Origin of the sequence: Phytobacter massiliensis JC163 (assembly GCF_000321045.1) — a bacterium.
Classification (GTDB): domain Bacteria; phylum Pseudomonadota; class Gammaproteobacteria; order Enterobacterales; family Enterobacteriaceae; genus Phytobacter_A; species Phytobacter_A massiliensis.
Genome location: NZ_HE578947.1, coordinates 559,374 through 584,664, shown reverse-complemented (window position 1 = coordinate 584,664; position 25,291 = coordinate 559,374). Strand labels below are relative to the sequence as shown.

Below are 25,291 nucleotides of genomic sequence, written 5' to 3'. Positions count from 1 at the left end.
TTCGAGGTGCAAAGTGCTCAAGAAAGTTCTGCCGTTCCTGCTGCTTGTCGCAGCGCCTGTTTTCGCTAAGCCCACGCTGACCGTCTACACCTATGACTCCTTTGCCGCCGACTGGGGGCCTGGCCCGGCGGTAAAAAAAGCCTTTGAAGCCGACTGCGGTTGCGAGCTGAAATTCGTGGCGCTGGAAGATGGCGTCTCGCTGCTCAACCGCCTGCGTATGGAGGGCAAGAACAGCAAGGCTGACGTGGTGCTGGGGCTGGATAACAACCTGATTGAAGCAGCAACGCAAACGAAACTGTTTGCGAAAAGCGGCGTCGCGGCCGGGGCGGTGAATGTGCCCGGCGGCTGGAAGAACGATACCTTCGTCCCGTTTGATTACGGCTGGTTTGCCTTCGTCTATGACAAAACTAAACTGAAAAACCCGCCGAAAAGCCTGAAAGAACTGGTCGAAAGCGAGCAAAAATGGCGCGTGATTTATGAAGATCCGCGCACCAGCACACCGGGGCTTGGCCTGCTGCTGTGGATGCAAAAAGTCTACGGCGACGAAGCGCCGCAGGCGTGGCAGAAACTGGCGCAGAAAACCGTCACCGTCACCAAAGGCTGGAGTGAAGCCTACGGCCTGTTCCTGAAAGGGGAAGGCGATCTGGTGCTGAGCTACACCACCTCTCCGGCTTACCACATCATCGAAGAGAAAAAGGATAACTACGCGGCGGCAAATTTCAGCGAAGGGCACTATTTGCAGGTTGAAGTTGCCGCCCGCACCGCTGCCAGCAAGCAGCCGGAGCTGGCGCAGAAATTCCTGCAGTTTATGCTCACACCTGGCTTCCAGAATGCCATCCCTACCGGCAACTGGATGTATCCGGTCAGCAATGTCTCCCTGCCGGCTGGCTTTGAGACGCTGGTAAAACCGCAGAGCTCGCTGGAATATACCTCGCAGGACGTCGCCGCCGGGCGCAGCGGCTGGATTAGCGAATGGCAACGCGCCGTCAGCCGTTAATCCCAGGCTGGCTGATCCCCGGCCTCAGCGCCGCCGCCCTGATGGTGGCGGTGGCGCTGGCCGCCTTTTTCGCCCTGTGGCGCTACGCCCCGGAGAGCGCGCTGTCCACGCTCTGGCAGGACAGCTACCTCTGGCACGTGGTGCGCTTTTCGTTCTGGCAGGCCTTTCTCTCTGCCCTGCTCTCCGTCGGCCCGGCAATTTTTCTCGCCCGCGCCCTCTACCGCCGCCGCTTTCCCGGCCGTCTGGCCCTGCTGCGCCTGTGCGCGATGACGTTAATCCTGCCGGTGCTGGTGGGGGTGTTCGGTATTCTGAGCGTCTACGGGCGTCAGGGATGGCTGGCGTCCCTCTTTGCCTCGTTCGGTATGGAGTGGCGTTTCTCGCCATACGGATTACAGGGCATTCTGCTGGCGCATGTTTTCTTTAACCTGCCGATGGCCGCCCGGCTGCTGTTGCAGACGCTGGAGCAGATCCCCGGCGAACAGCGGCAGCTGGCGGCGCAGCTGGGTATGCGCGGCTGGTCGTTCTTCCGTTTTGTCGAGTGGCCGTGGCTGCGGCGGCAGATCCCCTCCGTCGCCGCGCTGATTTTTATGCTCTGCTTCGCCAGTTTCGCCACCGTGCTGTCGCTGGGCGGCGGACCACGAGCGACCACTATTGAGCTGGCTATTTACCAGGCGCTCAGCTACGACTTCGATCCGGGCCGCGCGGCGCTGCTGGCGCTGATTCAGATGAGCTGCTGTCTGGGCCTGGTTTTACTCAGCCAGCGGCTCAGTAAAGCGATAGCGCCAGGCAGCCATCAAATCCAGGGCTGGCGCGACCCCTACGACCGACGCTGGAGCAAAATCGCCGATATCGTGCTGATCACGCTGGCGCTTATGCTGCTACTGCCGCCGCTGCTGGCGGTGATTCTCGATGGCCTTAATCTGAGCCTGCCCAGGGTGCTGGCCCAGCCAGTGCTCTGGCAGGCTATCTGGACGTCGGTGCGCATTGCGCTGGCGGCGGGGCTGCTCTGCGTTACGTTTACGATGATGCTGCTCTGGAGCAGCCGCGAGCTGCGCGCCCGCCAGCAGCAGCTCGCCGGGCAGGCGCTGGAGCTGAGCGGCATGTTGATTCTGGCGATGCCGGGCATTGTGCTGGCGACCGGCTTCTTTCTGCTGCTCAACGACACCGTCGGCCTGCCCGCCTCCGCCGACGGCATTGTCATTTTCACCAATGCCCTGATGGCAATACCTTACGCCCTGAAAGTGCTGGAAAACCCGATGCGCGACACCACCGCCCGCTACAGCCTGCTGTGCCAGTCGCTGGGGATGAGCGGTTTTCGCCGTTTACGGGTGGTGGAACTGCGGGCGCTGAAGGTGCCGCTGGCCCAGGCGATGGCCTTCGCCTGCGTGCTCTCCATTGGTGATTTTGGCGTAGTGGCGCTGTTTGGCAATGACGATTTCCGCACGCTGCCCTTCTATCTTTACCAGCAAATCGGCTCATATCGCACCCAGGACGGCGCGGTCACCGCGCTGATACTGCTGCTGCTCTGTTTCCTGTTATTTACCGTTATTGAAAAACTTCCGGGCCGCCATGCTAAAACTGATTGATGTCACCTGGCTATACCAGCATTTACCCATGCGCTTTACCCTGTCGGTCAGGCAGGGGGAGCAGGTCGCGGTGCTCGGCCCAAGCGGCGCGGGGAAAAGCACGCTCCTGAGCCTGATTGCCGGTTTTCTGCCGCCTGCCAGCGGTACCATCATGATTGCGAATCAGGATCACACCCGCACCCCGCCAGCGCGCCGCCCGGTCTCGATGCTGTTTCAGGAAAATAATCTGTTCACCCATCTCACCGTGCGCCAGAACATGGGGCTGGGGTTAGACCCCGGCCTGAAACTGTCGGCGACGCAGAAGAGTAAGCTTGACGCCATCGCCGCCGCCATGGGGCTGGAAGATCTGTTGAACCGCCTGCCCGGTGAACTTTCCGGCGGCCAGCGTCAGCGGGTGGCGCTGGCGCGCTGCCTGGTACGCGAGCAGCCTTTACTGCTGCTGGACGAGCCCTTCTCCGCTCTCGACCCGGCTCTGCGTCAGGAGATGCTTACGCTGGTCAACGAGGTGTGCGAGCGCCAGCAGCTAACGCTACTGATGGTGTCGCATAACGTGGAGGAGGCCGCGCGCATCGCATCAAGGGCGGTGGTGATTGCCGACGGGCGGATTGCCTGGGATGGGGAGACCCGCACCCTGCTGAGCGGCAACGCGCCGGTCTCCGGGCTGCTGGGGATCAGGTAACCACTTTCGCCAGAATATCAATATAGACCGGCATCAGCGGATGGCGCACCAGCAGGAAAACGGCAATCCCGGCGGCGCACAGCAGCGCCGGGGCCAGCCAGAGCAGCCGCTGTCGCGGCAGGTACTGCGTCAGCCTGTCGATGCCGGACCGGCCGCTGCGCCACAGTCGCCAGCACAGCCAGAACGCCAGCCACAGCAGGAGCGCCGCTGCCAGCAGCAGCCATTTAAAACCGCCGCTCTGTTCATCGGCGGGGATATCAATTGCCGCTCCGGCGAGAATTCCGGGCAGAAAGTAGAACGGCGGCCAGAACAGGCAGCCAATCAAATTAGGCGGGATAAACTTCCTGACCGGCAGATCCAGCATCCCGGCGACCATTGGCACCAGCGGCCGCGTCGGGCCGACAAAACGCCCCACCAGAATAGTGAACATGCTGTGCTGATGCAGCGCATGCTCCGTTTTATCCAGCAATGCTTTGTTTTTGCGTAAAAAAGACCAGCGATGCAGCGGCTTCTTAAACCGCCACCCCAGCCAGAACGAGATCCAGTCGCCAAGCAGACAGCCGACAATGCCCGCAAGCCAGGCGTGCCAGAAATTCACTTCGCCGCTGCCGATCAGCGCGCCCAGCCCGGCCATCATCACCGTTCCCGGTAAAATAAGCCCCACCAGCGCCAGCGACTCCAGAAAGGCGACCAGCAGAACGGCTATCAGGGTATAGGCCGCGGATTGCGTAATAAAATGATCCAGCAGTGCTTGCATAACGTACCCGGCAGTATGATCAGCAGAGGATTGTGCGGTGAGGCACTATTTGCGTCAATACATGATTTGTATCAATGAATTTAGCAGCAAGACAGGAATTTACGTAGAAGAAAACGGACCGCTCCCGGTAGAAGCGGTCCGTTTTATCAGGCCCGGCGCTGGAACGACCGGAAGATATTAATCAGCTGTAGAGCGACCACCAGGAAGAAGCAGGCAGCCAGAACCATCGAAATCGGCCTTGCAACGAACGCCATCGGATCGCCCCCGGCCTTAATCATTGAGGACAGAAGGTTTTTCTCAAGCATTGGCCCAAGGATCATGCCCAGAATAATCGGCGAAATAGGATACTCTTTGCGCTGTAGCCAGTACCCGATCACCCCCATCACCAGCATCACCACCACCGAAGAAACGGAATTATCAATGGCAAAGGAGCCGACAATACTGAAGATCAGGATAATCGGGTACAGAATGGCTTTATCGATCCAGATAATGCGCTTGATGAAGCTTACGGCCAGCGTCGCCAGCGGCAGCAGCGCCAGGTTGGCAATCAGGAACAGAATAAACACCGCGTAGAGTTTATCGGCCTGAAACAAAAACAGCGTTGGCCCAGGGTTCATATCCTTCATATACAGCACGCCAATGATAATCGCCGCGGCAGAGTCGCCGGGAATACCGAACACCAGCGAGGGGATCCAACTGCCCGCCAGGCTGGCGTTATTGCTGCTGGAGGAATCAACAATCGCCTCTTCCGAACCGTGGCCGTAGAGCTGCGGCTGTTTAGAGAATTTCTTTGAAATCGCGTAGCTAATCCACGCCGCGATATCCGCACCGGCGCCAGGCAGCGCGCCGATCAGCGTGCCGATAATACTGCTGCGTCCAAGATTTAACTTACGCGACCAGACAACCTGCCCCATCCCCTTGAACAGATTTATCCCCGACTGCGTTTCCGGCACGTTGCGCACCGCTTCCGTTACCCGGTCGCGGTAATACTCTATCGCCCCGGAAATCGCGAACAGACCGATCATGGCGGGAATAAAGTTCACCCCTTGCAGCAGGCTTATCTGATCAAAAGTAAAACGCGGCACGCCGGAGATTTGATCGTAGCCAATACAGGCCATTAACAGCCCCAGGCATAACGTAACCATCCCCTTTAGCGGATGGTTGCCAACCACCAGCGTGGCGCAGGTCAACCCCAGCAACGACAGCCAGGTATATTCATAAGAACTAAACTTGAGGGCGAATTTCGCCAGCACCGGCGCTGCGCCCATCAGAATAAACGAACCAATAATACCGCCGATCACTGAGCTGACCAGGCCAATCCCTAATACCCGGTTAACCTTGCCCTGCTTCACCAGTTCATTGGAATCTGCAACATAGGCGGCGGAGGCTGGCGTTCCCGGTATTCTTAACAGCGCTCCAGGAATATCCCCGGCATAAATCGACGAAGCCCCAACGGAGATCATCAGCGCCAGCGCCGGAATCGGGTCCATAAAAAAGGTAAAAGGCACCATTAACGCCACGGCCATCGTCGCCGTTAAGCCAGGGATAGAGCCAACAAATAAGCCAAATGCGCTGGCCGCCAGCACCGCTAAAATAGCGCTGAGATTAATATAGGCAAGTGCCTGAATAAAGATGTCCATATCCCCCCCTAAAACCCGATGCCCGCAGGCAATGCCACCAGCAGCACTCTGGCAAACACGTAATAGATAATGAGCGATGCGGCAATAGATACTACCGCAGCCAGCGGGAGCTTAACGCCGCGGATCTTCATTAAAATAAACAGCAATAAGCAGGAGCAGATAACAAAGCCTAAAATATCCAGCAAAAAGACGAACAGCATCACCACAATAATAATCAGCGCCAGCGCTTTACATTCCGCCATGCTGAATAGTGACTGCCGCTGGCCTCGATTTTTGATATCAACAGCGGCATCGATGGCGGTAAAAAGCAGCAACAATCCGCTAATCAGCGTTGGCATAAACCCCGCGCCATGCTGCCCGATACCGCCGTATTCCGTCACGCTGATAGAAAAAATGGTGATGGCGAAAATAAGAATAATAAAAGGGGTTAACGGTAATGCACGCATAGACATATCCCTTCATAGCGGCGACGGCTCAAAGCCGCCGCCAGGCTTATGGTGACTATTTTATTTTGCTAATTAACTTGCCGTATTTTTCATCTTCCTGGGCCATAAAGGTCTGCATTTCAGCGCCGAAGAGCGGATAAACTTCAAAACCTTGTTTAGTTGCGAACTCCTGCAATTTACCGTCGGCGAAAACCGCCTTCATCGCCTCGGTTAATTTCTGCGTGACTTCGTCTGCCGTTCCGGCGGGGACAACCAGCGAGTTCCAGGTGGCAAGGCTATATTTATAGGGTGTAGCCTGCTGGAACACCGGGATATCCTTATACAAACCTTCCGGTTTTTCCGCCATTGTGGTCAGGTTACGCACCATTTTGGCGTCAACCATGCTTTTGGCTTCGCCCGGCGAAGAGGTCGTAAAATCGATCCCGCCGGACACCAGTTCCATCAGCGCCGAGTTCGCGCCCTCAGACGGAACCCAGGTCACCGCGGAAGGCGGCAGCCCCATGCTATCCAGCATCCCGATTAAATTAAGATGCCAGCCGGAGTTCAGGCCGCTGCCGGACGCCTTCAGCTTGCCGGGATTCGCCTTGATGTAATCGGTCAACTGGACAATATTTTCAAACTGAGAATTCGCCGCCACCTGTACGCCGCCAAGATTCACCGCCAGGCGGGTGATCGGCGTGTAATTTTTATAGCTCAGGTTGGTCATGCCCTGATGATGCATCATCGCAATTTCGACCGTGGCGATCCCCAGGGTATAACCATCCGGTTTCGCCCGCGCAATCGCATCATGGCCGACGACGCCTGCGCCGCCGGTACGGTTCACCACGTTGACGTTAACGCCAAGCTGCTTCTGTAAACCTTCCGCCACCAGCCGCGCTACGGTATCGGTATTGCCGCCCGCGCCCCAGGGAACGATTATCTGGATCGGTTTATCCGGCCATGCGGCCAGCACGGAAGAAGAAACAAAGAGTGAAGCAACAGCCAAACCAGTGAGGATACATTTCATATTCAGGACTCCTGTCAGATGTTCTCGTGTAGGTAACAGAGCGTTGGTTGTTATTTTTTCGCGAGCTGTTTACGCTGCCATTCCGCGCCGTCGGCAATCTGCTGCAAAATCACTCCCAGACCCCAGTATTTTTTCAGCACATCATCCGCCGTCACGCGACAGTGCGTGCTGGAGAAGGTGCCGATGCGCTGATGGAAAATTTTGGCGTTTTTCGGATAGCCGAGCGTTTCAGTCACGGCGCTAAGGGATAAAAACAGGGACAGCGGCTCAGCGACATCCGGGTGCTGCGCGCCGTGGTGATAGAGCCAGTGATAGAGGTCCGGATGAAAATTGGTAAACACGCCGCAGAAACCTTTCGAGCCGGCCAGCATCGCGTCCCAGGCGATGGCGGCATTGGCATTGACAATCGCCATCGGCGTCTCTTTTACCAACGCTACCCGGCGCGTCACGGTCGGCAGGTCGCAGCTTACATCTTTCAGCACCCGGAAACGGCCGCTATTGGCGCAGTACATCAGTTCTTCATCAGAAAGCAAACGGCGGTACGGCGCCGGACACTCATACAGCCCCAGCGCCATGGTCGGCGGTAGCGCGGCCAGAATCGCGTCCAGATGGTGTTTGAAAACCTCGGTTCCTTCGTTTTTAGGATCAAGGTGGTTGGTCACCAGCACCAGCGCATCAATACCGGTCTGGGCCATCGCCGTCAGCTCGCTAATTTGATCGTCCAGACCGTCAGAAATATGGCCAGACGCAATCACCGGTACCCGCTGCCGGGTATGTTCAACAACGAATTTCGCCAGCGCGACGCGCTCTTCAAGGCTTAAAAACTGCATTTCGCTGGACTGACAGACGGCGAATAAGGCATCGGCACCGTTGGCGATATACCAGTCAATTAATTTTCCGAGGCCCGGATAATCAATTTTATTATCCTCCGTGAAGGGCGTTAACATCACCGGAATAATTCCCGCAATACTTTTCATTCTTACAATCCTTGCATGAGCTATAAGTTAGAATGTCTGAATGGCGACATTCTGTTGTTTAATTCTGGCGGCGACTAATGCTTCATCCGGCATATTCGCTGCGCCTTCCTGCTCTACCGCCAGCGACGCAAAGGCGCTGGCGTACCAGGCGGACTTAACCAGCGATTCCCCCCTCGCCAGCGAGGCGGCCAGCGCGCCGTTGAACGCGTCGCCTGCGCCCGTGGTATCCACTGCCACGGCGGAGAACGCCGGAATATGCGAGTAGTGCTGACCATCAAAAATTAAAGCGCCCTGCTTGCCCATCGTAATAATGACGGCGCACTGGGCGGCATCATAAATATGCCTTGCCGCCTGCATGGCGCTGGGGATGTCGTGGACCTGTACGCCGGACATCGCCATCGCTTCGGTTTCATTCGGCGTCACAATATCCGCCAGAGGTAATAAGCTCGCCACCTCAGGCGACCACGGCGCGGGGTTTAATATCGTCGTTACGCGGAGTTCTTTGGCGCATTTCAGCGCTAATTTCGTTGCCGCCAGGTTATTTTCCATTTGCACAACGAACACATCAGACTCGGCAATAAAAGGGGTAAGCTGAGCAATATCATTCTCGCTAATTTTATGGTTAGCGCCCGGGAGAATAGCAATCATATTCTCACCTTCATCGTTAACATAAATAACGGCGCTGCCGGTGATCGCGTCTTCTGATTCATACAGGGTAAACGAACTCATCCCCACCGATTCGATATGCTTTCGGGCGAACGCGTTGAACTGATCCCCCCCTACTTTGCTGGCAAAATGAACCTGAGCGCCCGCGCGATGGGCCGCCAGCGCCTGGTTAGCGCCTTTTCCGCCGGGCCCGATAGTCACTTCCCTGGCGATGAGCGTTTCGCCGTGCTGAGGAAAACGGTGTACTTTGGCGACGATATCAACGTTAAACGAACCCAATATACAAACTTTCCCAACCATAACGCGTCCTTTTTCATCCTGAGGTGTTAAATAGTCAATACCTTGTTGCCGCGGGTTGAGCAGCAGGCGCATATCGATTCCGCCCTGCTGAAACAAGGCATTTTGCATCAAGTGTTTTTTTAACGAGGCGCCGCCATGATGCCGTACCACAATTCCCTTATTTTGCAGCCACGTCAGATCGCTGCGAATAGTCTCTTTCGTCACCTTAAAATAGTCAGCGAGATCGTTTACGCTGCATTCGTCTTTTGTGCGTAGTAATAAGATGATTTTTTCACGGCGGGTCTCTCGATACATAATCATTCCTTTTATTTTTATTATGGCGTTCAAAAAGAAGATTACCGCGAGTTAACTCAAGAAAAAAACAGAGAAACAAAAACAAGCAAAAATACACAAACAATTCATCATTCATATGAATGAATCAACGTAAATGCATCATCGAAATATATATAAAATTATTGTGTATTTATATTAATTACATTCATCGTAGTGATAAATAAGAGGCGAAGGCATTACCCCACTAGCTTGATGCTGAGGAAGAGGTAAACCTCAGCATCGGTTTAGTTTTACTCGCACCCGGCACGAAATTCGCTGGGGCTGGCGCCGGTACATTTTTTAAACACCCGTGAAAAATAGAGCTGATCTTCGAAGCCGACGTTGCGCCCGACGCTGGCGATGGGCATTCGGGTGGTGCTTAGCAGCAGCTTGGCCTGGCTGATGCGCTGATCCTCACGCCAGCTCAGGACGCTGACGCCCAGCTGCTGGCGAAACAGGTGCGACAGGCGGGAAGGCGACAGACAGACATGCTGAGCGACGCTTGCAATATCAAACTGGCTGTCCGCCAGATGATCGCTGATGTACTGACAGGCGTCGCGCACGCGGTTATCCAGCGGCGGATGCAACGATTCATTAATGGCATCCATACGGCGCAGGAGGAGCTGTTCCAGCAGATTGATCGCCAGCAGTTCCGCATAGCGCCCTGCACTCTGCCCGGCATCGATAATTTGCGCGAACAGGTCGCTAAACTGCGCGATATAGGCCTCATCCGGGCGGTAAAAACCGGTGTGCGCAAAGATAGTCGGCCAGCTGAGCCATTCGTTCCAGTAGGCTCTGGGACGGAAATAGACCCACTGGTGATACCACTCTTTGGCATCGGGGTGGCGGCCATAGTGGTGAATTTCCCCTGGCGGGAACAGCAGCATATCGCCGGGGCGGCAAATATACTGTTCGCCATGGTTATTGACCACGCCTTCGCCGCGCAGGGTGAAGTTGAGGATATACCCCTTCATGCCAAGCGGGCGGTCGATGAAAAAATCGAGGTAGCCGTCAGCTTCAATGGGGGTCAGCCCGGCCACCAGATGGGCGTTGAACGAGTAGCCAGGCAGCAGTGGATCGTTTTGCGATTCAGCCATAAACGCAATACTCCGGTTATCTCAAAGGAAACCAATTGTCCATATTGAGACGCTTTTCATATTTCAGGCAATTTACATCCATTCCGGGGAACAGGCACCACTTTTAACCCTTCCAGATAAAAGAAGTTACGCTATTTCCCCCTTTCCAGGCCAGAAAAAAGCATCAACCAAAGTGTCTATAAAGGCGGCAGAAATGTCCACATCGAATCTTTGCACGGCGTCACACTTTGCACAGCCATAGCATTTTCATCCATAAGATTAGCGGATCCTGCCTGACGTTTTTCTCCCCCGATCACTATGTTTCTCCCTAAGGTTATTTTTCATGGAGCAACACGATGGCAATCACAATCGGCCTCGACTTCGGCAGCGACTCGGTACGCGCCCTGGCGGTAGACTGCGCATGCGGCGATGAGATCGCCACCAGCGTGGAGTGGTATCCGCGCTGGCAGGAGGGACGCTACTGCGACGCCCCGCACAACCAGTTTCGCCACCACCCGCGGGATTACATCGAATCGATGGAGTCCGCCATAAAAGGCGTTCTGGCTCAGCTCAGCGCCGAACAGCGCGCGGACATCAAAGGCATCGGCGTTGACAGCACCGGCTCAACCCCGGCCCCCATTGATGCCGAAGGCCGCGTGCTGGCGCTCCGCCCGGAATTCGCTGATAACCCCAACGCGATGTTCGTGCTGTGGAAAGACCACACTGCGGTGGAAGAGGCGGAGGCCATTACCCGTCTTTGCCATACGGCGGGCAAAACCGATTACTCCCGCTACATCGGCGGCATTTACTCCAGCGAATGGTTCTGGGCGAAAATCCTGCACGTAACTCGCGCCGACAGCGCCGTCGCGCAGGCCGCCGCCTCATGGATTGAACTGTGCGACTGGGTGCCGGCCCTGCTTTCGGGCACCACCCGCCCGCAGGATATTCGCCGCGGTCGCTGCAGCGCCGGGCATAAATCCCTGTGGCACGAAAGCTGGGGTGGCCTGCCGCCTGCCAGCTTCTTTGACGAGCTGGACCCGCTGCTTAATAAACATCTCCCCTGCCCGCTGTTTAGCGAAACCTTCACCGCCGATATTCCGGTAGGCACGCTGACCGCCGAGTGGGCGCAGCGCCTGGGGCTTTCTCAGGAAGTGGTTATCTCCGGCGGCGCGTTCGACTGCCATATGGGTGCGGTGGGCGCAGGCGCGCAGCCCAACACGCTGGTGAAGGTGATAGGCACCTCCACCTGCGACATTCTGATTGCCGACAAGCCAAGCGTTGGCGACCGTGCGGTTAAAGGCATTTGCGGCCAGGTCGACGGCAGCGTGGTGCCGGACTTTATCGGTCTGGAAGCGGGCCAGTCCGCCTTTGGCGATATCTACGCCTGGTTTGGCCGAGTGCTTGGCTGGCCGCTGGAACAGCTTGCCGTTCAGCATCCTGAACTGAAAACGCAGATCAAGGCCAGCCAGAAAGCCCTGCTGCCCGCCCTCACCGACGCCTGGGCGAAAAACCCTTCCCTCGAACATTTGCCGGTGGTGCTCGACTGGTTTAACGGTCGCCGCACTCCCAACGCTAACCAGCGCCTGAAAGGGGTGATTACCGATCTGAACCTGGCCACCGACGCCCCGGCGCTGTTCGGCGGGCTGATTGCCGCCACCGCCTTCGGCGCGCGGGCGATTATGGAGTGTTTCACCGAACAGGGCATCAGCGTGGATAACGTGATGGCGCTGGGGGGCATCGCCCGTAAAAACCGGGTCATCATGCAGGCCTGCTGCGATGTGCTTAACCGCCCGCTGCAAATTGTCGCCTCCGATCAGTGCTGCGCGCTGGGCGCGGCGATTTTTGCCGCCGTCGCCGCCGGGGTTCACAAAGATATTCCCGCCGCACAGCAGCAGATGGCCAGCCAGATTGAAGACACCCTGCAGCCTGCTTCTGCGCAGGCGAAACGCTTCGAACAGCTCTATCGCCGCTACCAGCAGTGGGCGGAAAGCGCCGAGCTTCACTATCTCCCCGTAGCCGCGCCGACGCCGCAGGCAGCGCTTACTCATTAAGGAAACGATAATGACGATTTTTAATAACTATGAAATATGGTTTGTGATTGGCAGCCAGCACCTTTATGGACCGGAAGCGCTGCGCCAGGTGACTCAGCACGCCGAACAGGTGGTGAACGCCCTGAATGCGGAAGCCAAACTGCCCTGCAAACTGGTCTTAAAACCGCTCGGCACTTCGCCGGATGAGATCACCCATATCTGCCGCGACGCCAACTACGATGATAAATGCGCCGGTATGGTGGTGTGGATGCATACCTTCTCGCCTGCCAAAATGTGGATCAACGGCCTGACTATCCTCAACAAGCCGCTGCTGCAGTTCCACACCCAGTACAATGCCGCCCTGCCCTGGGACAGCATCGATATGGACTTTATGAACCTCAACCAGACCGCCCACGGCGGCCGCGAGTTTGGTTTTATCGGCGCGCGTATGCGCAAGCAGCATAGCGTCGTTACCGGCCACTGGCAGGACAAACGCGCCCATGCGCGTATCGGCGGCTGGATGCGTCAGGCCGTGTCGAAACAGGATACCCGCCAGCTGAAAGTGTGCCGCTTCGGCGACAATATGCGCGAAGTGGCGGTAACCGACGGCGATAAAGTGGCCGCGCAGATGAAGTTCGGCTTCTCGGTGAACACCTGGGCGGTGGGCGACCTGGTACAGGTGGTGAACGAAGTGAGCGACGGCGACGTGAGCGCGCTGATCGACGAATACGAAAGCAGCTACCGCCTGACGCCAGCGGCGCAAGTCAACGGCGACAAGCGCCAGAACGTGCTGGATGCCGCCCGCATTGAACTGGGCATGAAACGCTTCCTCGAACAGGGTGGCTTCCACGCCTTCACCACCACGTTTGAAGACTTACACGGCCTGAAACAGCTGCCGGGCCTGGCGGTACAGCGCCTGATGCAGCAGGGCTACGGCTTTGCCGGGGAAGGCGACTGGAAAACCGCCGCTCTGCTTCGCATCATGAAGGTGATGTCAACCGGTCTGCAGGGCGGCACCTCATTTATGGAGGATTACACCTACCACTTCGAAGAGGGCAACGATCTGGTGCTCGGCTCTCATATGCTGGAAGTGTGCCCCTCCATCGCGCTGGACGAAAAACCGATCCTCGACGTGCAGTTCCTCGGCATCGGCGGCAAAGCCGATCCGGCGCGCCTGATCTTCTCCACCAAAACCGGCCCGGCCATTAACGCCAGCCTGATCGATCTGGGGGACAGGTTCCGCCTGCTGGTGAACTGCGTCGACGCGGTAAAAACCCCGCACGACCTGCCGAAACTGCCGGTGGCTAACGCGCTGTGGAAAGCGCAACCGGATCTGCCTACCGCGTCCGAAGCCTGGATTCTGGCAGGCGGCGCGCACCATACCGTCTTTAGCCATGCGCTGGATCTCAACGACATGCGCCAGTTCGCCGAACTGCATGAAATTGAGCTGGCAGTGATCGATAACGACACCCGTCTGCCTGCGTTCAAAGACGCCCTGCGCTGGAACGAAGTCTATTACGGTTCGAAACGTTAAGAGGCTCTCCCCTCACCCTAACCCTCTCCCCAACGGGGAGAGGGGACCGATCGGGCGCGGGCTGCTTGCCCCCTTCGTCCCGCCGGGAGAGGGCCGGAGTGAGGGGAACCTGACTCGTCAGCTATTCGGAGCACATTATGTTAGAAGATCTCAAACGCCAGGTGCTGGAAGCCAACCTGGCCCTGCCAAAGCACAATCTGGTCACCCTGACCTGGGGGAATGTCAGCGCCGTTGACCGCGAGCGCGGCGTGCTGGTGATTAAACCTTCCGGCGTCGACTACAGCGTCATGACCGCTGAGGATATGGTCGTGGTCAGCCTCGATACCGGAGAGGTGGTGGAAGGCAGCAAAAAACCCTCGTCCGACACGCCGACGCACCGCCTGCTCTATCAGGCTTTCCCCACCATTGGCGGCATTGTGCATACCCACTCGCGCCACGCAACCATCTGGGCGCAGGCGGGGCAGCCAATCCCTGCGACCGGCACCACCCACGCTGATTACTTCTATGGCGCGATCCCCTGCACCCGGAAAATGACCGACCAGGAGATCAACGGCGCTTACGAATGGGAAACCGGCACGGTGATTGTGGAAACCTTCCGCGAAAAAGGCATCGATCCGGCGCAGATGCCCGGCGTGCTGGTGCACTCCCACGGCCCTTTCGCCTGGGGTAAAAACGCCGATGATGCGGTGCATAACGCCATCGTGCTGGAAGAGGTCGCCTATATGGGTATCTTCTGCCGCCAGCTTGCGCCGCAGCTGCCGGAGATGCAGCAAACGCTACTGGATAAACACTACTTGCGTAAGCACGGCGCAAAAGCCTACTACGGCCAGTAACGCAAACCCGGAGCAGGCGTTTTTATGCCGCATCCGGGTTCCCTGTCTCTTTGTATATTCCGAATTCCTTATTCCACGCCGTGAAGATGTTGAATCTGCGCACGGAAACGGTAACCCTGTCGCCTGATTTTACAGGCTGGGGGCAACGTGACGCGTAAAAATCTACTTAAACTGGCGCTGTTGTGCATCGTGACCGCGATAATCATCATCGTCTATAACGCCGTGGCTATCTGGCAATTTAGCAAACAGGATCAGACTCGCCACGCCGACTGCGCGATTGTCGCCGGGGCGGGCGTCAAAGGCTCCCGGCCCGGCGCGGTGTTTCAGGCAAGGCTGGATCATGCCATCTGGCTCTATCACGAAGGCTTTGTCGAAACGCTGGTTCTGACCGGAGGGTTTAGCCCCGGCGCCGCGCGCTCTGACGCCGCCATCGCCAAAGAGTATGTACTGACCCGGAATGTGCCGGCGTCGGCCATTTTTATCGAAGAGCGCTCGACCGTTACCCGGGAAAACCTGCGCTACGCCGCAGAAATTATGGCGCAGCAGCGGCTGAAAACGGCGCTGCTGGTGAGCGATCCTCTGCATATGATGCGGATGCGTTTTATCGCCTGGGATAACCGAATTGAAGGCTGGAGTTCGCCCGTCACCGCCAGCCGCTACCAGAGCTGGTCTACCCAACTGCCGTTTTTACTGCGGGAAGCCTTCTATTACACCGGCTATCGTATCCTGCGCTACATGCCGCTTATACCTGTACAAAAAGTCAGTATTGGTGAATAAACCAGGCTATAATCTCGCCGATTATGGCACAGAGAGAACACGGCGTGGCGCAGGCGCAAGAAGGCTTTTTACTGACCCGACACTGGCGGGATACTCCCCAGGGCACCGAGGTGGAATTCTGGCTGGCGACGGACAGCGGGCCGCTACAGGTGCGCCTGCCGCCTCAGGAGTCAGTGGCGTTTATCCCCTCTTCGCAGGTCAGCCTGGCGCAGCGTCTGCTTGCCGGTGAAAGCCAGTATCGTCTGACACCGCTGCAGCTTAAGGATTTCCATCGCCAGCCGGTGCACGGGCTTTACTGCCGGGCGCACCGTCAGCTTATGCGCTATGAAAAACTGCTGCGCGATGGCGGCGTTACCCTCTACGAAGCGGATGTCCGCCCGCCGGAGCGGTTTCTGATGGAGCGCTTTATCACCGCGCCGGTGTGGGTAGATGGCGATATGCAAGGTGACAGGTTGCTTAACGCTCGCCTGAAACCCAACCCCCACTATCGCCCTTCCCTGAAATGGGTATCGCTGGATATCGAAACCACCCGCCACGGCGAGCTGTACTGCATCGGTCTTGAGGGCTGCGGCGACCGCACGGTGTATATGCTCGGCCCGGAGAATGGCGATGCCAGCGGGCTCGATTTTCGCCTGGAGTACGTTAACAGCCGTCCACAGCTGCTGGAAAAGCTCAACGCCTGGTTTGCCGAATACGACCCGGATGTCATTATCGGCTGGAACGTGGTGCAGTTTGACCTGCGGGTGCTGCAAAAAAGCGCCGATCGCTACCGCATCCCGCTGGTGCTGGGCCGCGGTAATGCCCCGCTGGAGTGGCGCGAACACGGCTTCAAAAACGGCGTTTTCTTCGCCCAGGCGGCAGGCAGGCTGATTATTGACGGTATCGACGCGCTGAAATCCGCCTTCTGGAGCTTCTCCTCCTTTTCGCTGGAGGCGGTGTCGCAGGCGCTGTTAGGCGAAGGGAAGGCTATCGATAACCCATGGGATCGCATGGACGAGATCGAGCGCCGTTTCGCCGAAGATAAACCCGCCCTCGCCACCTACAATCTTAAGGATTGCGAACTGGTAACCCGCATCTTCCATAAAACGGAGATCATGCCGTTTTTACTGGAGCGGGCGACGGTAAACGGGCTGGCGGTAGACCGCCACGGCGGGTCGGTGGCGGCTTTCAGCCACCTCTATTTCCCGCGTATGCACCGCGCGGGGTTTGTCGCGCCCAACCTCGGCGATGTGCCGCCGCAGGCCAGCCCCGGCGGCTACGTGATGGACTCGCGCCCCGGCCTGTACGACTCGGTGCTGGTGCTGGATTATAAGAGCCTCTACCCTTCAATCATTCGCACTTTTCTTATCGATCCCGTCGGGCTGATCGAGGGAATGGCGCAGCCGGATAAATCGCACAGCGTCGAGGGGTTTCTCGGCGCATGGTTTTCCCGCGAGAAGCACTGCCTGCCGGAGATCGTCACCGGGATCTGGCAGGGCCGTGATGAGGCCCGTCGCACGGGCAACAAGCCCCTCTCTCAGGCGCTCAAGATCATCATGAACGCCTTTTACGGCGTGCTCGGCACCAGCGCCTGCCGCTTTTTCGATCCCCGGCTGGCCTCGTCGATCACCATGCGCGGCCATGCGATCATGCTGCAGACCAAAGCGCTGATCGAAGCGCAGGGCTATGACGTCATTTATGGCGATACGGACTCCACCTTTGTATGGCTGAAAAAGGCGCATAGCGAAGAGGACGCCGCCCGTATTGGCCGCGAGCTGGTAGCGCAGGTCAACGACTGGTGGGCGTCGCATCTGGCGGCGGAGGGGCTGACCAGCGCGCTGGAGCTGGAGTTTGAGACCCATTTTTGTCGCTTTTTGATGCCGACGATTCGCGGCACGGAGACCGGCAGTAAGAAGCGCTATGCCGGGCTGATTCAGGAAGGCGAATCCCAGCGCATGCTGTTTAAAGGGCTGGAGACGGTACGCACCGACTGGACGCCGCTGGCGCAGCAGTTCCAGCAGTCGCTCTATCTGCGTATTTTTCGCAACGAGCCTTATCAGGACTACGTGCGCGAGACCATCGCGCAATTGATGGCGGGCGAGCTGGATGACAAGCTTATCTACCGCAAACGCCTGCGCCGTCCGCTGGCGGATTACGAACGCAACGTGCCGCCCCATGTTCGCGCGGCGAGGCTGGCGGATGAACAAAATCTTAAAAGAGGCCGCCCGGCACAGTATCAGAATCGCGGCACCATCAAATATGTCTGGACCACGCAGGGGCCGGAACCGGTGGATTACCAGCAGGCGCCGCTGGACTACGATCACTACCTGACAAAGCAGCTCCAGCCGGTTGCCGATGGAATATTGCCTTTCCTCGAAGATGATTTTGCTACACTACTGACTGGGCAGCTGGGACTGTTTTAACATCCTGGCCACAGCGGCCCGCAAGCGACAACCTGAAAGAGAACGGCGACAACGAGTAGTGACGAAAGCATTGCCATCCATTACCATAGCGCCCTTTCTATTCCTGGCCCCAAATTTAGACGCCCGCCTGCTTTTCAGGCGGTGACGAACTATTGCCTGCAATCTGAGATATAGAGTTCATTTATGCCTTTTAAACTTGGTCAACGCTGGATAAGCGATACGGAAAGCGAACTCGGACTGGGAACAGTCGTTGCGATGGATGCGCGAACCGTTACGCTGCTTTTTCCCGCAACAGGTGAAAACCGCCTGTATGCCCGTAGCGACTCCCCCGTCACCCGCGTCATGTTCAATCCTGGCGACACGGTGACCAGCCACGAAGGCTGGCAGTTGGCTGTTGAAGAGGTACAAGAAGAAAACGGCCTGCTCGCCTACATCGGCATGCGTCTGGACACCCAGGAACCCAACGTGATGCTGCGCGAGGTGATGCTCGACAGCAAACTGGTGTTCAGCAAACCGCAGGATCGCCTGTTCGCCGGCCAGATTGACCGGATGGATCGCTTCTCTCTGCGTTATCGCGCCCGCAAATACCAGAGCGAGCAGTACCGGATGCCGTGGAGCGGCCTGCGCGGCCAGCGCACCAGCCTGATCCCGCATCAGTTGCATATCGCCCACGATGTTGGCCGCCGTCACGCTCCGCGCGTGCTGCTGGCGGATGAAGTCGGCTTAGGTAAAACCATCGAAGCCGGGATGATCCTGCACCAGCAGCTGCTGTCAGGGGCGGCGGAGCGGGTGTTAATCATCGTGCCCGAAACCCTGCAACACCAGTGGCTGGTAGAGATGCTGCGCCGCTTCAACCTGCGCTTCGCGCTGTTTGACGATGAGCGTTATGCCGAAGCCCAGCACGACGCCGATAACCCGTTTGAGACCGAACAACTGGTGCTCTGCTCGCTGGACTTTGTGCGTCGCAATAAGCAACGCCTTGAACACCTGTGCGACGCGGAGTGGGATTTGATGGTGGTGGACGAAGCGCACCACCTCGTCTGGAGCATGGATGCCCCGAGCCGCGAGTATCAGGCCGTTGAACAGCTGGCCGAGCGGGTGCCGGGCGTCCTGCTGCTGACCGCAACGCCGGAACAGCTGGGGCTGGAAAGCCATTTCGCCCGTCTGCGCCTGCTCGATCCGAACCGTTTTCACGATTTTGAACAGTTTGTCGAAGAGCAGCAGAACTATCGCCCGGTGGCCGACGCGGTGGCGATGCTGCTGGCGGGCAAACGCCTGAGCGACACGGAACTCAATACCTTAAGCGATCTGATTGGCGAGCAGGATGTTGAACCGCTGCTGCAAGCCGCCAACAGCGACCGCGACGGCGCGGCCGATGCGCGCCAGGAGCTGATTTCCATGCTGATGGACCGCCACGGCACCAGCCGCGTGCTGTTCCGTAACACCCGTAACGGCGTGAAAGGCTTCCCGAAGCGGGAACTGCATACCGTTAAGCTGCCGCTGCCGACCCAGTATCAGACGGCCATTAAAGTGTCCGGCATTATGGGCGCGCGCAAAAGCGCCGAAGAGCGGGCGCGGGATATGCTCTACCCGGAGCAGATTTACCAGGAGTTTGAAGGCGATACCGGCACCTGGTGGAACTTCGATCCGCGCGTTGAATGGCTGATGGGCTATCTCACCAGCCACCGCTCGCAGAAGGTGCTGGTTATCTGCGCCAAAGCCGCTACCGCGCTGCAGCTGGAACAGGTTCTGCGCGAGCGTGAAGGCATCCGCGCCGCCGTGTTCCACGAAGGCATGTCGATTATCGAACGCGACCGGGCCGCCGCCTGGTTTGGCGAAGAGGACAGCGGCGCGCAGGTGCTGCTGTGCTCGGAGATCGGCTCCGAAGGGCGTAACTTCCAGTTCGCCAGCCACCTGGTGATGTTTGACCTGCCCTTTAACCCGGATCTGCTTGAACAGCGTATTGGCCGTCTGGATCGTATCGGCCAGGCCCATGATATTCAGATTCACGTGCCTTACCTGGAAAAAACCGCCCAGAGCGTGCTGGTGCGCTGGTTCCATGAAGGTCTGGACGCCTTCGAGCACACCTGCCCGACCGGACGCGCCATCTATGACCGGGTGCATACCGATCTGATTGGTTACCTGGCCGCGCCGGAAGAGACCGAAGGCTTTGACGAGCTGATTAAATCCTGCCGCGAACAGCACGAGGCGCTGAAAGCACAGCTGGAGCAGGGGCGTGACCGCCTGCTGGAGATCCACTCCAACGGCGGCGAGAAAGCCCAGCAGTTGGCGGAAAGCATTGAAGAGCAGGATGACGATACCGGCCTTATCAGCTTCGCCATGAACCTGTTCGATATCGTGGGTATCAACCAGGATGACCGCGGCGAGAACCTGATTGTGCTGACCCCTTCTGACCACATGCTGGTGCCGGATTTCCCCGGCCTGCCGGAAGATGGCTGCACTATCACCTTTGAGCGTGACGTGGCGCTGTCGCGCGAAGACGCACAGTTTATTACCTGGGAGCACCCGCTGATTCGCAACGGGCTGGATCTGATCCTCTCCGGCGATACCGGCAGCAGCACCATCTCGCTGCTGAAAAACAAAGCGCTGCCGGTCGGCACGCTGCTGCTGGAGCTTATCTATGTGGTAGAAGCCCAGGCGCCGAAGCAGCTGCAGCTCAACCGCTTCCTGCCGCCTACGCCGATCCGCCTGCTGGTGGATAAAAACGGCACCAATCTGGCCGGGCAGGTGGAGTTTGAGAGCTTCAACCGTCAGCTGAGCGCGGTCAACCGCCATACCGGCAGCAAGCTGGTAAATGCAGTGCAGCAGGATGTTCACACCATTCTGCAAAAAGGCGAAGCGCAGGTGGAGAAAGCGGCCCTGACGCTTATTGAGGCGGCGAAACGCGAGGCGGATGAGAAATTGTCGGCAGAACTTTCCCGTCTGGAAGCGCTAAAAGCCGTCAACCCGAACATTCGTGATGACGAACTCGCCGCGATTGAAAGCAACCGCCAGCAGGTTATGGAAAGCCTGTCGCAGGCGGGCTGGGGTCTTGACGCGCTGCGTCTCATTGTGGTGACGCACCAGTAACGGAGCAGGCTATGGTAATGGAGTCCTACAATCCGCCGCAGGAACCCTGGCTGGTCATTCTGTATCAGGATGAGCACATTATGGTGGTCAACAAGCCCAGCGGCTTGTTGTCCGTGCCGGGGCGTCTGGAGGAGCACAAAGACAGCGTGATGACGCGCATCCAGCGCGACTTCCCGCAGGCGGAGTCGGTGCACCGCCTGGACATGGCGACCAGCGGCGTGATTGTGGTGGCGCTCACCAAAGCCGCCGAGCGCGAGCTTAAACGTCAGTTTCGGGAACGCGAGCCGAAGAAACAGTACGTGGCCCGCGTCTGGGGACATCTGGAAAAAGAGGACGGTCTGGTAGATTTACCGCTGATTTGCGACTGGCCTAACCGGCCAAAGCAGAAGGTCTGTTTTGAAACCGGCAAAGCGGCGCAGACGGAGTATGAGGTGCTGGAGCGCGGGCAGGATAACACCACGCGCGTGCTGCTAAAGCCGATAACCGGCCGTTCCCACCAGCTACGCGTGCATATGCAGGCGCTCGGCCACCCCATTCTGGGAGATAAGTTCTACGCCACGCCGCAGGCGCTGGCCATGGCGCCGCGCCTGCTGCTGCATGCGCAAACGCTGACCATCACCCACCCGGCCTATGGCAACAGCATGACGTTCAGAGCGCCGGTAGATTTTTAGCCCATCTTCCCGGATGCGGCGTGACGCCTTATCCGGGCTACCCATCCCTCACATCTCCCTTTGCCCGCGCAGGCGGGCAGGTTTTTATACGTTCCTTTTGCAGCAGCCTTACTTAAAGCCTTTCTGCTCTTTAATCAGCTCGTACGCCTTTTGAATTTCCTGCGCTTTCTGCTTCGCCATCTCCATCATCTCTGGCGGCAGGCCTTTGGCCACCAGCTTATCCGGGTGATGTTCGCCCATCAGCTTGCGGTAGGCGCGCTTGATGGTAGTGGCATCGTCCGTTGGCTTCACGCCCAGCACGTTACAGGCGTCTTCCAGCGTTGGACCGCGTTGCGCCTGCTGCCAGCCGCCGCCTGCCTGCTGCTGATAACCGCCGCCAAACTGCGCGCCGCCCTGCATCATGCGCAGAAACTGATCGAACTGGATACGTGAGATCCCCAGCTCTTCGGCGATAACGTACAGCACCTCACGTTCATTCGGGTGCAGCGAACCATCGGCGAAGGCGGCCTGGATCTGAATTTCCAGGAACATTCTGATTAAATCGAAACGACCGAAACAGACGCTGCGAAACTGACGCATTTTTTCACGTAACGGATAGTTATCCGCTTTGCCTACGCGAAATGCCTGTTGCGCCGCGCCACGCGAGTCGCCATGCAGATTCATGCGGTCCATAAACAGCGTTGCAACCTGAATATCGGCCTGCGTCACCCGTCCTTTCGACTTTGTTAAATGGCCCATCACTTCAAAGGTGGTGGCAAAAAAGAGGGTCTGACGCTCTTTTTGATTGGCAAACCACGCCATTTTTCGGCTGCGCGCCTTGTCGAACATATGGCCTACCAACAGCCCGAGAACCGCGCCCCAAAAGCCCCCGCCCATAATCAGAGCGATAACCACGCCAACCACTTTGCCCCAATACTGCATATACTCCCCAAATCGTCATGCCGTCGGCTAAAATTTGCTTTATCATACCCGTCATTCTATGCCGTGCACAGGCACAGTCTTCTCTGAACTGGCTCGAAAACGGGCAGGATTAAAACTAGCGCTGCGAAGATGAGTACGTTAGTCTCTGACCGTTTGCCAGCGTAAAGCCACAGATGACGGAACAACAAATACAACGTATGAAAAAACGTATTCCCACCCTCCTGGCCACAATGATCGGCGCTGCCCTCTACAGTCAACAGGGGACGGCTGCCAGTCTCGCCTCGCAATGTATGCTTGGCGTACCCAGCTATAACCGTCCTCTGGTTCAGGGCGATCCCAATAATTTGCCGGTCACCATCAATGCCGATAATGCCAAAGGCAATTACCCGGACAATGCCAATTTTAGCGGCAACGTCGATATCAATCAGGGTAATAGCCGACTGCGCGCGGATGAAGTCCAGCTTCATCAACAGCAGGCGGAAGGCCAGGCCGATCCGGTGCGGACGGTGGATGCACTGGGTAATGTGCACTACGACGATAATCAGGTCATCCTGAAAGGTCCGAAAGCATGGGCAAACCTGAATACGAAAGACACCAACGTCTGGAAAGGTGATTACCAGATGGTGGGTCGTCAGGGGCGCGGCACCGCTGATTTAATGAAACAGCGCGGCGAGAACCGTTACACCATTTTAGACAACGGCACCTTCACCTCCTGTCTGCCGGGCTCCGACACCTGGAGCGTAGTGGGCAGTGAAGTGATTCACGACCGCGAAGAGCAGGTGGCTGAAATCTGGAATGCGCGCTTTAAGCTCGGCCCGGTGCCGATCTTCTACAGCCCCTACCTGCAACTGCCGGTGGGCGATAAGCGCCGCTCGGGCTTCCTGATCCCGAATGCGAAGTACAGCACCAACAACTCCTTTGAGTTCTCGCTGCCCTATTACTGGAACATCGCCCCCAATTTCGATGCGACTATTACCCCGCACTATATTGATAAACGCGGCAATATTCAGTGGCAGAACGAGTTCCGCTATCTGACGCGCGCGGGCTCCGGCACCGTCGAGTTCGACTATCTGCCGTCTGATGATGTCTACCAGGATGACCACCCCACCGAGGGCGATCGTCACCGCTGGCTGTTCTACTGGAACCATTTTGGCGTTATGGATCAGGTGTGGCGTTTCGGCGTGGATTACACCAAAGTCAGCGATCCGGACTATTTTAACGACTTTTCGTCAAAATACGGTTCCAGCACCGACGGTTATGCCACGCAAAAATTCAGCCTCGGCTATGCCATCGAAAACTTTGACGCCACCGTCTCCACCAAGCAGTTCCAGGTATTTAACCGCGAGAATAGCAACTCCTATTCCGCCCAGCCGCAGCTGGACGTTAACTACTACCAAAACGATTTGGGGCCGTTCGACGCGCATATCTACGGTCAGGCGGTGCACTTCGTGAACACCAACTCCTCACGCCCGGAAGCGACCCGTGTGCACCTTGAGCCGACGCTCAACCTGCCGCTCTCCAACGCGTGGAGCAGCCTTGATACCGAAGTGAAGCTGATGGCGACCCACTATCAGCAGAAAAATCTGGATGACTATAACGCGGAAAACGGCACCGACTATAAAGAGTCCGTTAACCGTACCCTGCCGCAGTTTAAAGTGGATGGGCGGCTGATTTTCGAACGCGATATGAGCGTTGCCGACGGCTATACCCAGACGCTGGAGCCGCGCGCTCAGTACCTTTATATCCCTTATCGCGACCAGAGCCATATCAACAACTATGACTCTTCTCTGTTGCAGTCTGACTACAGCGGCCTGTTCCGCGACCGCGTTTACGGCGGTCTGGACCGCATCGCCTCAGCGAACCAGGTGACCACCGGCGTCACATCTCGTGTATATGATGATGCCGCAGTTGAACGTTTTAACGTTTCCGTTGGTCAAATCTACTATTTCACTGAGTCTCGCACGGGCGATGACAGAATTAACTGGGAGAAAGACAACAAAACCGGTTCGCTGGTGTGGGCCGGGGATACGTACTGGCGTATCTCCGATCGCTGGGGCTTACGCGGCGGCGTGCAGTACGACACGCGCCTCGACAACGTGGCCAACAGTACCGCATCGATTGAGTATCGCCGCGATGAAGACCGTCTGGTGCAGCTGAGCTATCGCTACGCCAGCCCGGAATATATCCAGGCGACGCTGCCGAACTATTCAACCTCAGAACAGTATAAAGACGGGATTTCGCAAGTGGGCGCAGCGGCGAGCTGGCCGATTGTCGACCGCTGGTCTGTCGTTGGCGCTTACTACTACGATACTAATACAAGTAAACCTGCCGACCAGATGTTAGGTCTGCAATATAGCTCCTGCTGTTATGCCATTCGCGTTGGCTATGAACGCAAAATCAACGGCTGGGAAAACAACCAAAGCAAGTATGACAACGTCATCGGGTTCAATATTGAGCTGCGCGGTCTGAGTTCGAATTACGGTTTGGGCACCCAGCAGATGCTGCGCTCGAACATTTTGCCGTATCGTAGCTCGTTATGATGTCGTTGATTTGCCAAGTAATCACCCGCATTGCGGTTAATGGAAATGGAA

19 protein-coding genes are annotated in these 25,291 nt (G+C 57.4%); 11 read left to right on the top strand and 8 right to left on the bottom strand.

Annotated elements, in window-relative coordinates; genetic code table 11:
• The first annotated feature begins 13 nt into the window (after window positions 1–13).
• From thiB to thiQ, 3 genes are read left to right on the top strand one after another with little or no spacing between them, the layout of a single operon-like run.
• Window positions 14–997 carry a thiamine ABC transporter substrate binding subunit gene (thiB, locus tag ENTHG_RS16755; RefSeq protein ID WP_044182159.1) on the top strand — a complete coding sequence of 328 codons (984 nt, stop codon included), beginning with the start codon at window positions 14–16 and terminating at the stop codon, window positions 995–997.
• Window positions 973–2,583, top strand: coding sequence for a thiamine/thiamine pyrophosphate ABC transporter permease ThiP (thiP, locus tag ENTHG_RS16750; protein ID WP_044182157.1), 1,611 nt, complete (start codon window positions 973–975; stop codon window positions 2,581–2,583). The genes thiB and thiP overlap by 25 nt, the downstream gene beginning before the upstream one ends.
• Window positions 2,567–3,262 (top strand): thiamine ABC transporter ATP-binding protein ThiQ, encoded by a 696-nt coding sequence (thiQ, locus tag ENTHG_RS16745; RefSeq protein ID WP_044182154.1) that lies wholly within the window; start codon window positions 2,567–2,569, stop codon window positions 3,260–3,262. The genes thiP and thiQ overlap by 17 nt, the downstream gene beginning before the upstream one ends.
• Here the strand turns inward: thiQ and ENTHG_RS16740 are convergent.
• The 7 genes from ENTHG_RS16740 to araC form a co-directional block, all read right to left on the bottom strand.
• Window positions 3,255–4,019, bottom strand: a complete 765-nt coding sequence (locus ENTHG_RS16740) for a DedA family protein (RefSeq protein WP_044182151.1) — start codon at window positions 4,017–4,019, stop codon at window positions 3,255–3,257. The genes thiQ and ENTHG_RS16740 overlap by 8 nt on opposite strands.
• 146 nt (window positions 4,020–4,165) lie before the next feature.
• Complete coding sequence (locus ENTHG_RS16735) at window positions 4,166–5,659, bottom strand: tripartite tricarboxylate transporter permease (RefSeq protein WP_044182148.1); 1,494 nt, start codon at window positions 5,657–5,659, stop codon at window positions 4,166–4,168.
• 8 nt (window positions 5,660–5,667) lie between these two features.
• A complete protein-coding gene (locus ENTHG_RS16730; protein ID WP_044182145.1) occupies window positions 5,668–6,105 on the bottom strand; it encodes a tripartite tricarboxylate transporter TctB family protein in 438 nt (145 codons plus the stop codon).
• Window positions 6,106–6,160: 55 nt separating this feature from the next.
• The gene (locus ENTHG_RS16725; RefSeq protein WP_044182143.1) at window positions 6,161–7,111 is read right to left on the bottom strand and encodes a tripartite tricarboxylate transporter substrate binding protein; all 951 of its coding nucleotides are present in this window, start codon (window positions 7,109–7,111) and stop codon (window positions 6,161–6,163) included.
• A gap of 50 nt (window positions 7,112–7,161) precedes the next feature.
• Window positions 7,162–8,088, bottom strand: coding sequence for a dihydrodipicolinate synthase family protein (locus ENTHG_RS16720; protein ID WP_044182140.1), 927 nt, complete (start codon window positions 8,086–8,088; stop codon window positions 7,162–7,164).
• 27 nt (window positions 8,089–8,115) lie between these two features.
• Window positions 8,116–9,348, bottom strand: coding sequence for a PfkB family carbohydrate kinase (locus ENTHG_RS16715; protein WP_044182137.1), 1,233 nt, complete (start codon window positions 9,346–9,348; stop codon window positions 8,116–8,118).
• A gap of 269 nt (window positions 9,349–9,617) precedes the next feature.
• A complete protein-coding gene (gene araC, locus ENTHG_RS16710) occupies window positions 9,618–10,463 on the bottom strand; it encodes an arabinose operon transcriptional regulator AraC (protein ID WP_044182134.1) in 846 nt (281 codons plus the stop codon).
• A gap of 335 nt (window positions 10,464–10,798) precedes the next feature.
• On the opposite strand from araC, the gene araB reads away from it, so the two are divergent.
• The 7 genes from araB (at window position 10,799) to rluA (ending at window position 21,779) form a co-directional block, all read left to right on the top strand.
• Window positions 10,799–12,493, top strand: a complete 1,695-nt coding sequence (araB, locus tag ENTHG_RS16705) for a ribulokinase (RefSeq protein WP_044182131.1) — start codon at window positions 10,799–10,801, stop codon at window positions 12,491–12,493.
• A gap of 10 nt (window positions 12,494–12,503) precedes the next feature.
• The gene (gene araA / locus ENTHG_RS16700; RefSeq protein ID WP_044182129.1) at window positions 12,504–14,006 is read left to right on the top strand and encodes an L-arabinose isomerase; all 1,503 of its coding nucleotides are present in this window, start codon (window positions 12,504–12,506) and stop codon (window positions 14,004–14,006) included.
• Window positions 14,007–14,143: 137 nt separating this feature from the next.
• Window positions 14,144–14,839, top strand: coding sequence for an L-ribulose-5-phosphate 4-epimerase (araD, locus tag ENTHG_RS16695; protein WP_044182126.1), 696 nt, complete (start codon window positions 14,144–14,146; stop codon window positions 14,837–14,839).
• Between the two features lie 147 nt (window positions 14,840–14,986).
• The gene (locus tag ENTHG_RS16690) at window positions 14,987–15,616 is read left to right on the top strand and encodes a YdcF family protein (protein ID WP_044182123.1); all 630 of its coding nucleotides are present in this window, start codon (window positions 14,987–14,989) and stop codon (window positions 15,614–15,616) included.
• 23 nt (window positions 15,617–15,639) lie between these two features.
• Window positions 15,640–18,018 (top strand): DNA polymerase II, encoded by a 2,379-nt coding sequence (gene polB, locus ENTHG_RS16685; RefSeq protein ID WP_071825894.1) that lies wholly within the window; start codon window positions 15,640–15,642, stop codon window positions 18,016–18,018.
• A gap of 183 nt (window positions 18,019–18,201) precedes the next feature.
• Window positions 18,202–21,108 (top strand): RNA polymerase-associated protein RapA, encoded by a 2,907-nt coding sequence (gene rapA / locus ENTHG_RS16680; RefSeq protein WP_044182120.1) that lies wholly within the window; start codon window positions 18,202–18,204, stop codon window positions 21,106–21,108.
• Window positions 21,109–21,119: 11 nt separating this feature from the next.
• Complete coding sequence (gene rluA / locus ENTHG_RS16675) at window positions 21,120–21,779, top strand: bifunctional tRNA pseudouridine(32) synthase/23S rRNA pseudouridine(746) synthase RluA (RefSeq protein WP_044182117.1); 660 nt, start codon at window positions 21,120–21,122, stop codon at window positions 21,777–21,779.
• Between the two features lie 108 nt (window positions 21,780–21,887).
• On the opposite strand, the gene djlA is transcribed toward rluA, so the two are convergent.
• Window positions 21,888–22,700: a co-chaperone DjlA gene (gene djlA / locus ENTHG_RS16670; protein WP_044182114.1), complete on the bottom strand. Its 813-nt coding sequence runs from the start codon at window positions 22,698–22,700 to the stop codon at window positions 21,888–21,890.
• Between the two features lie 197 nt (window positions 22,701–22,897).
• On the opposite strand from djlA, the gene lptD reads away from it, so the two are divergent.
• Window positions 22,898–25,240 (top strand): LPS assembly protein LptD, encoded by a 2,343-nt coding sequence (gene lptD, locus ENTHG_RS16665; RefSeq protein WP_044182111.1) that lies wholly within the window; start codon window positions 22,898–22,900, stop codon window positions 25,238–25,240.
• Window positions 25,241–25,291: the final 51 nt, after the last annotated feature.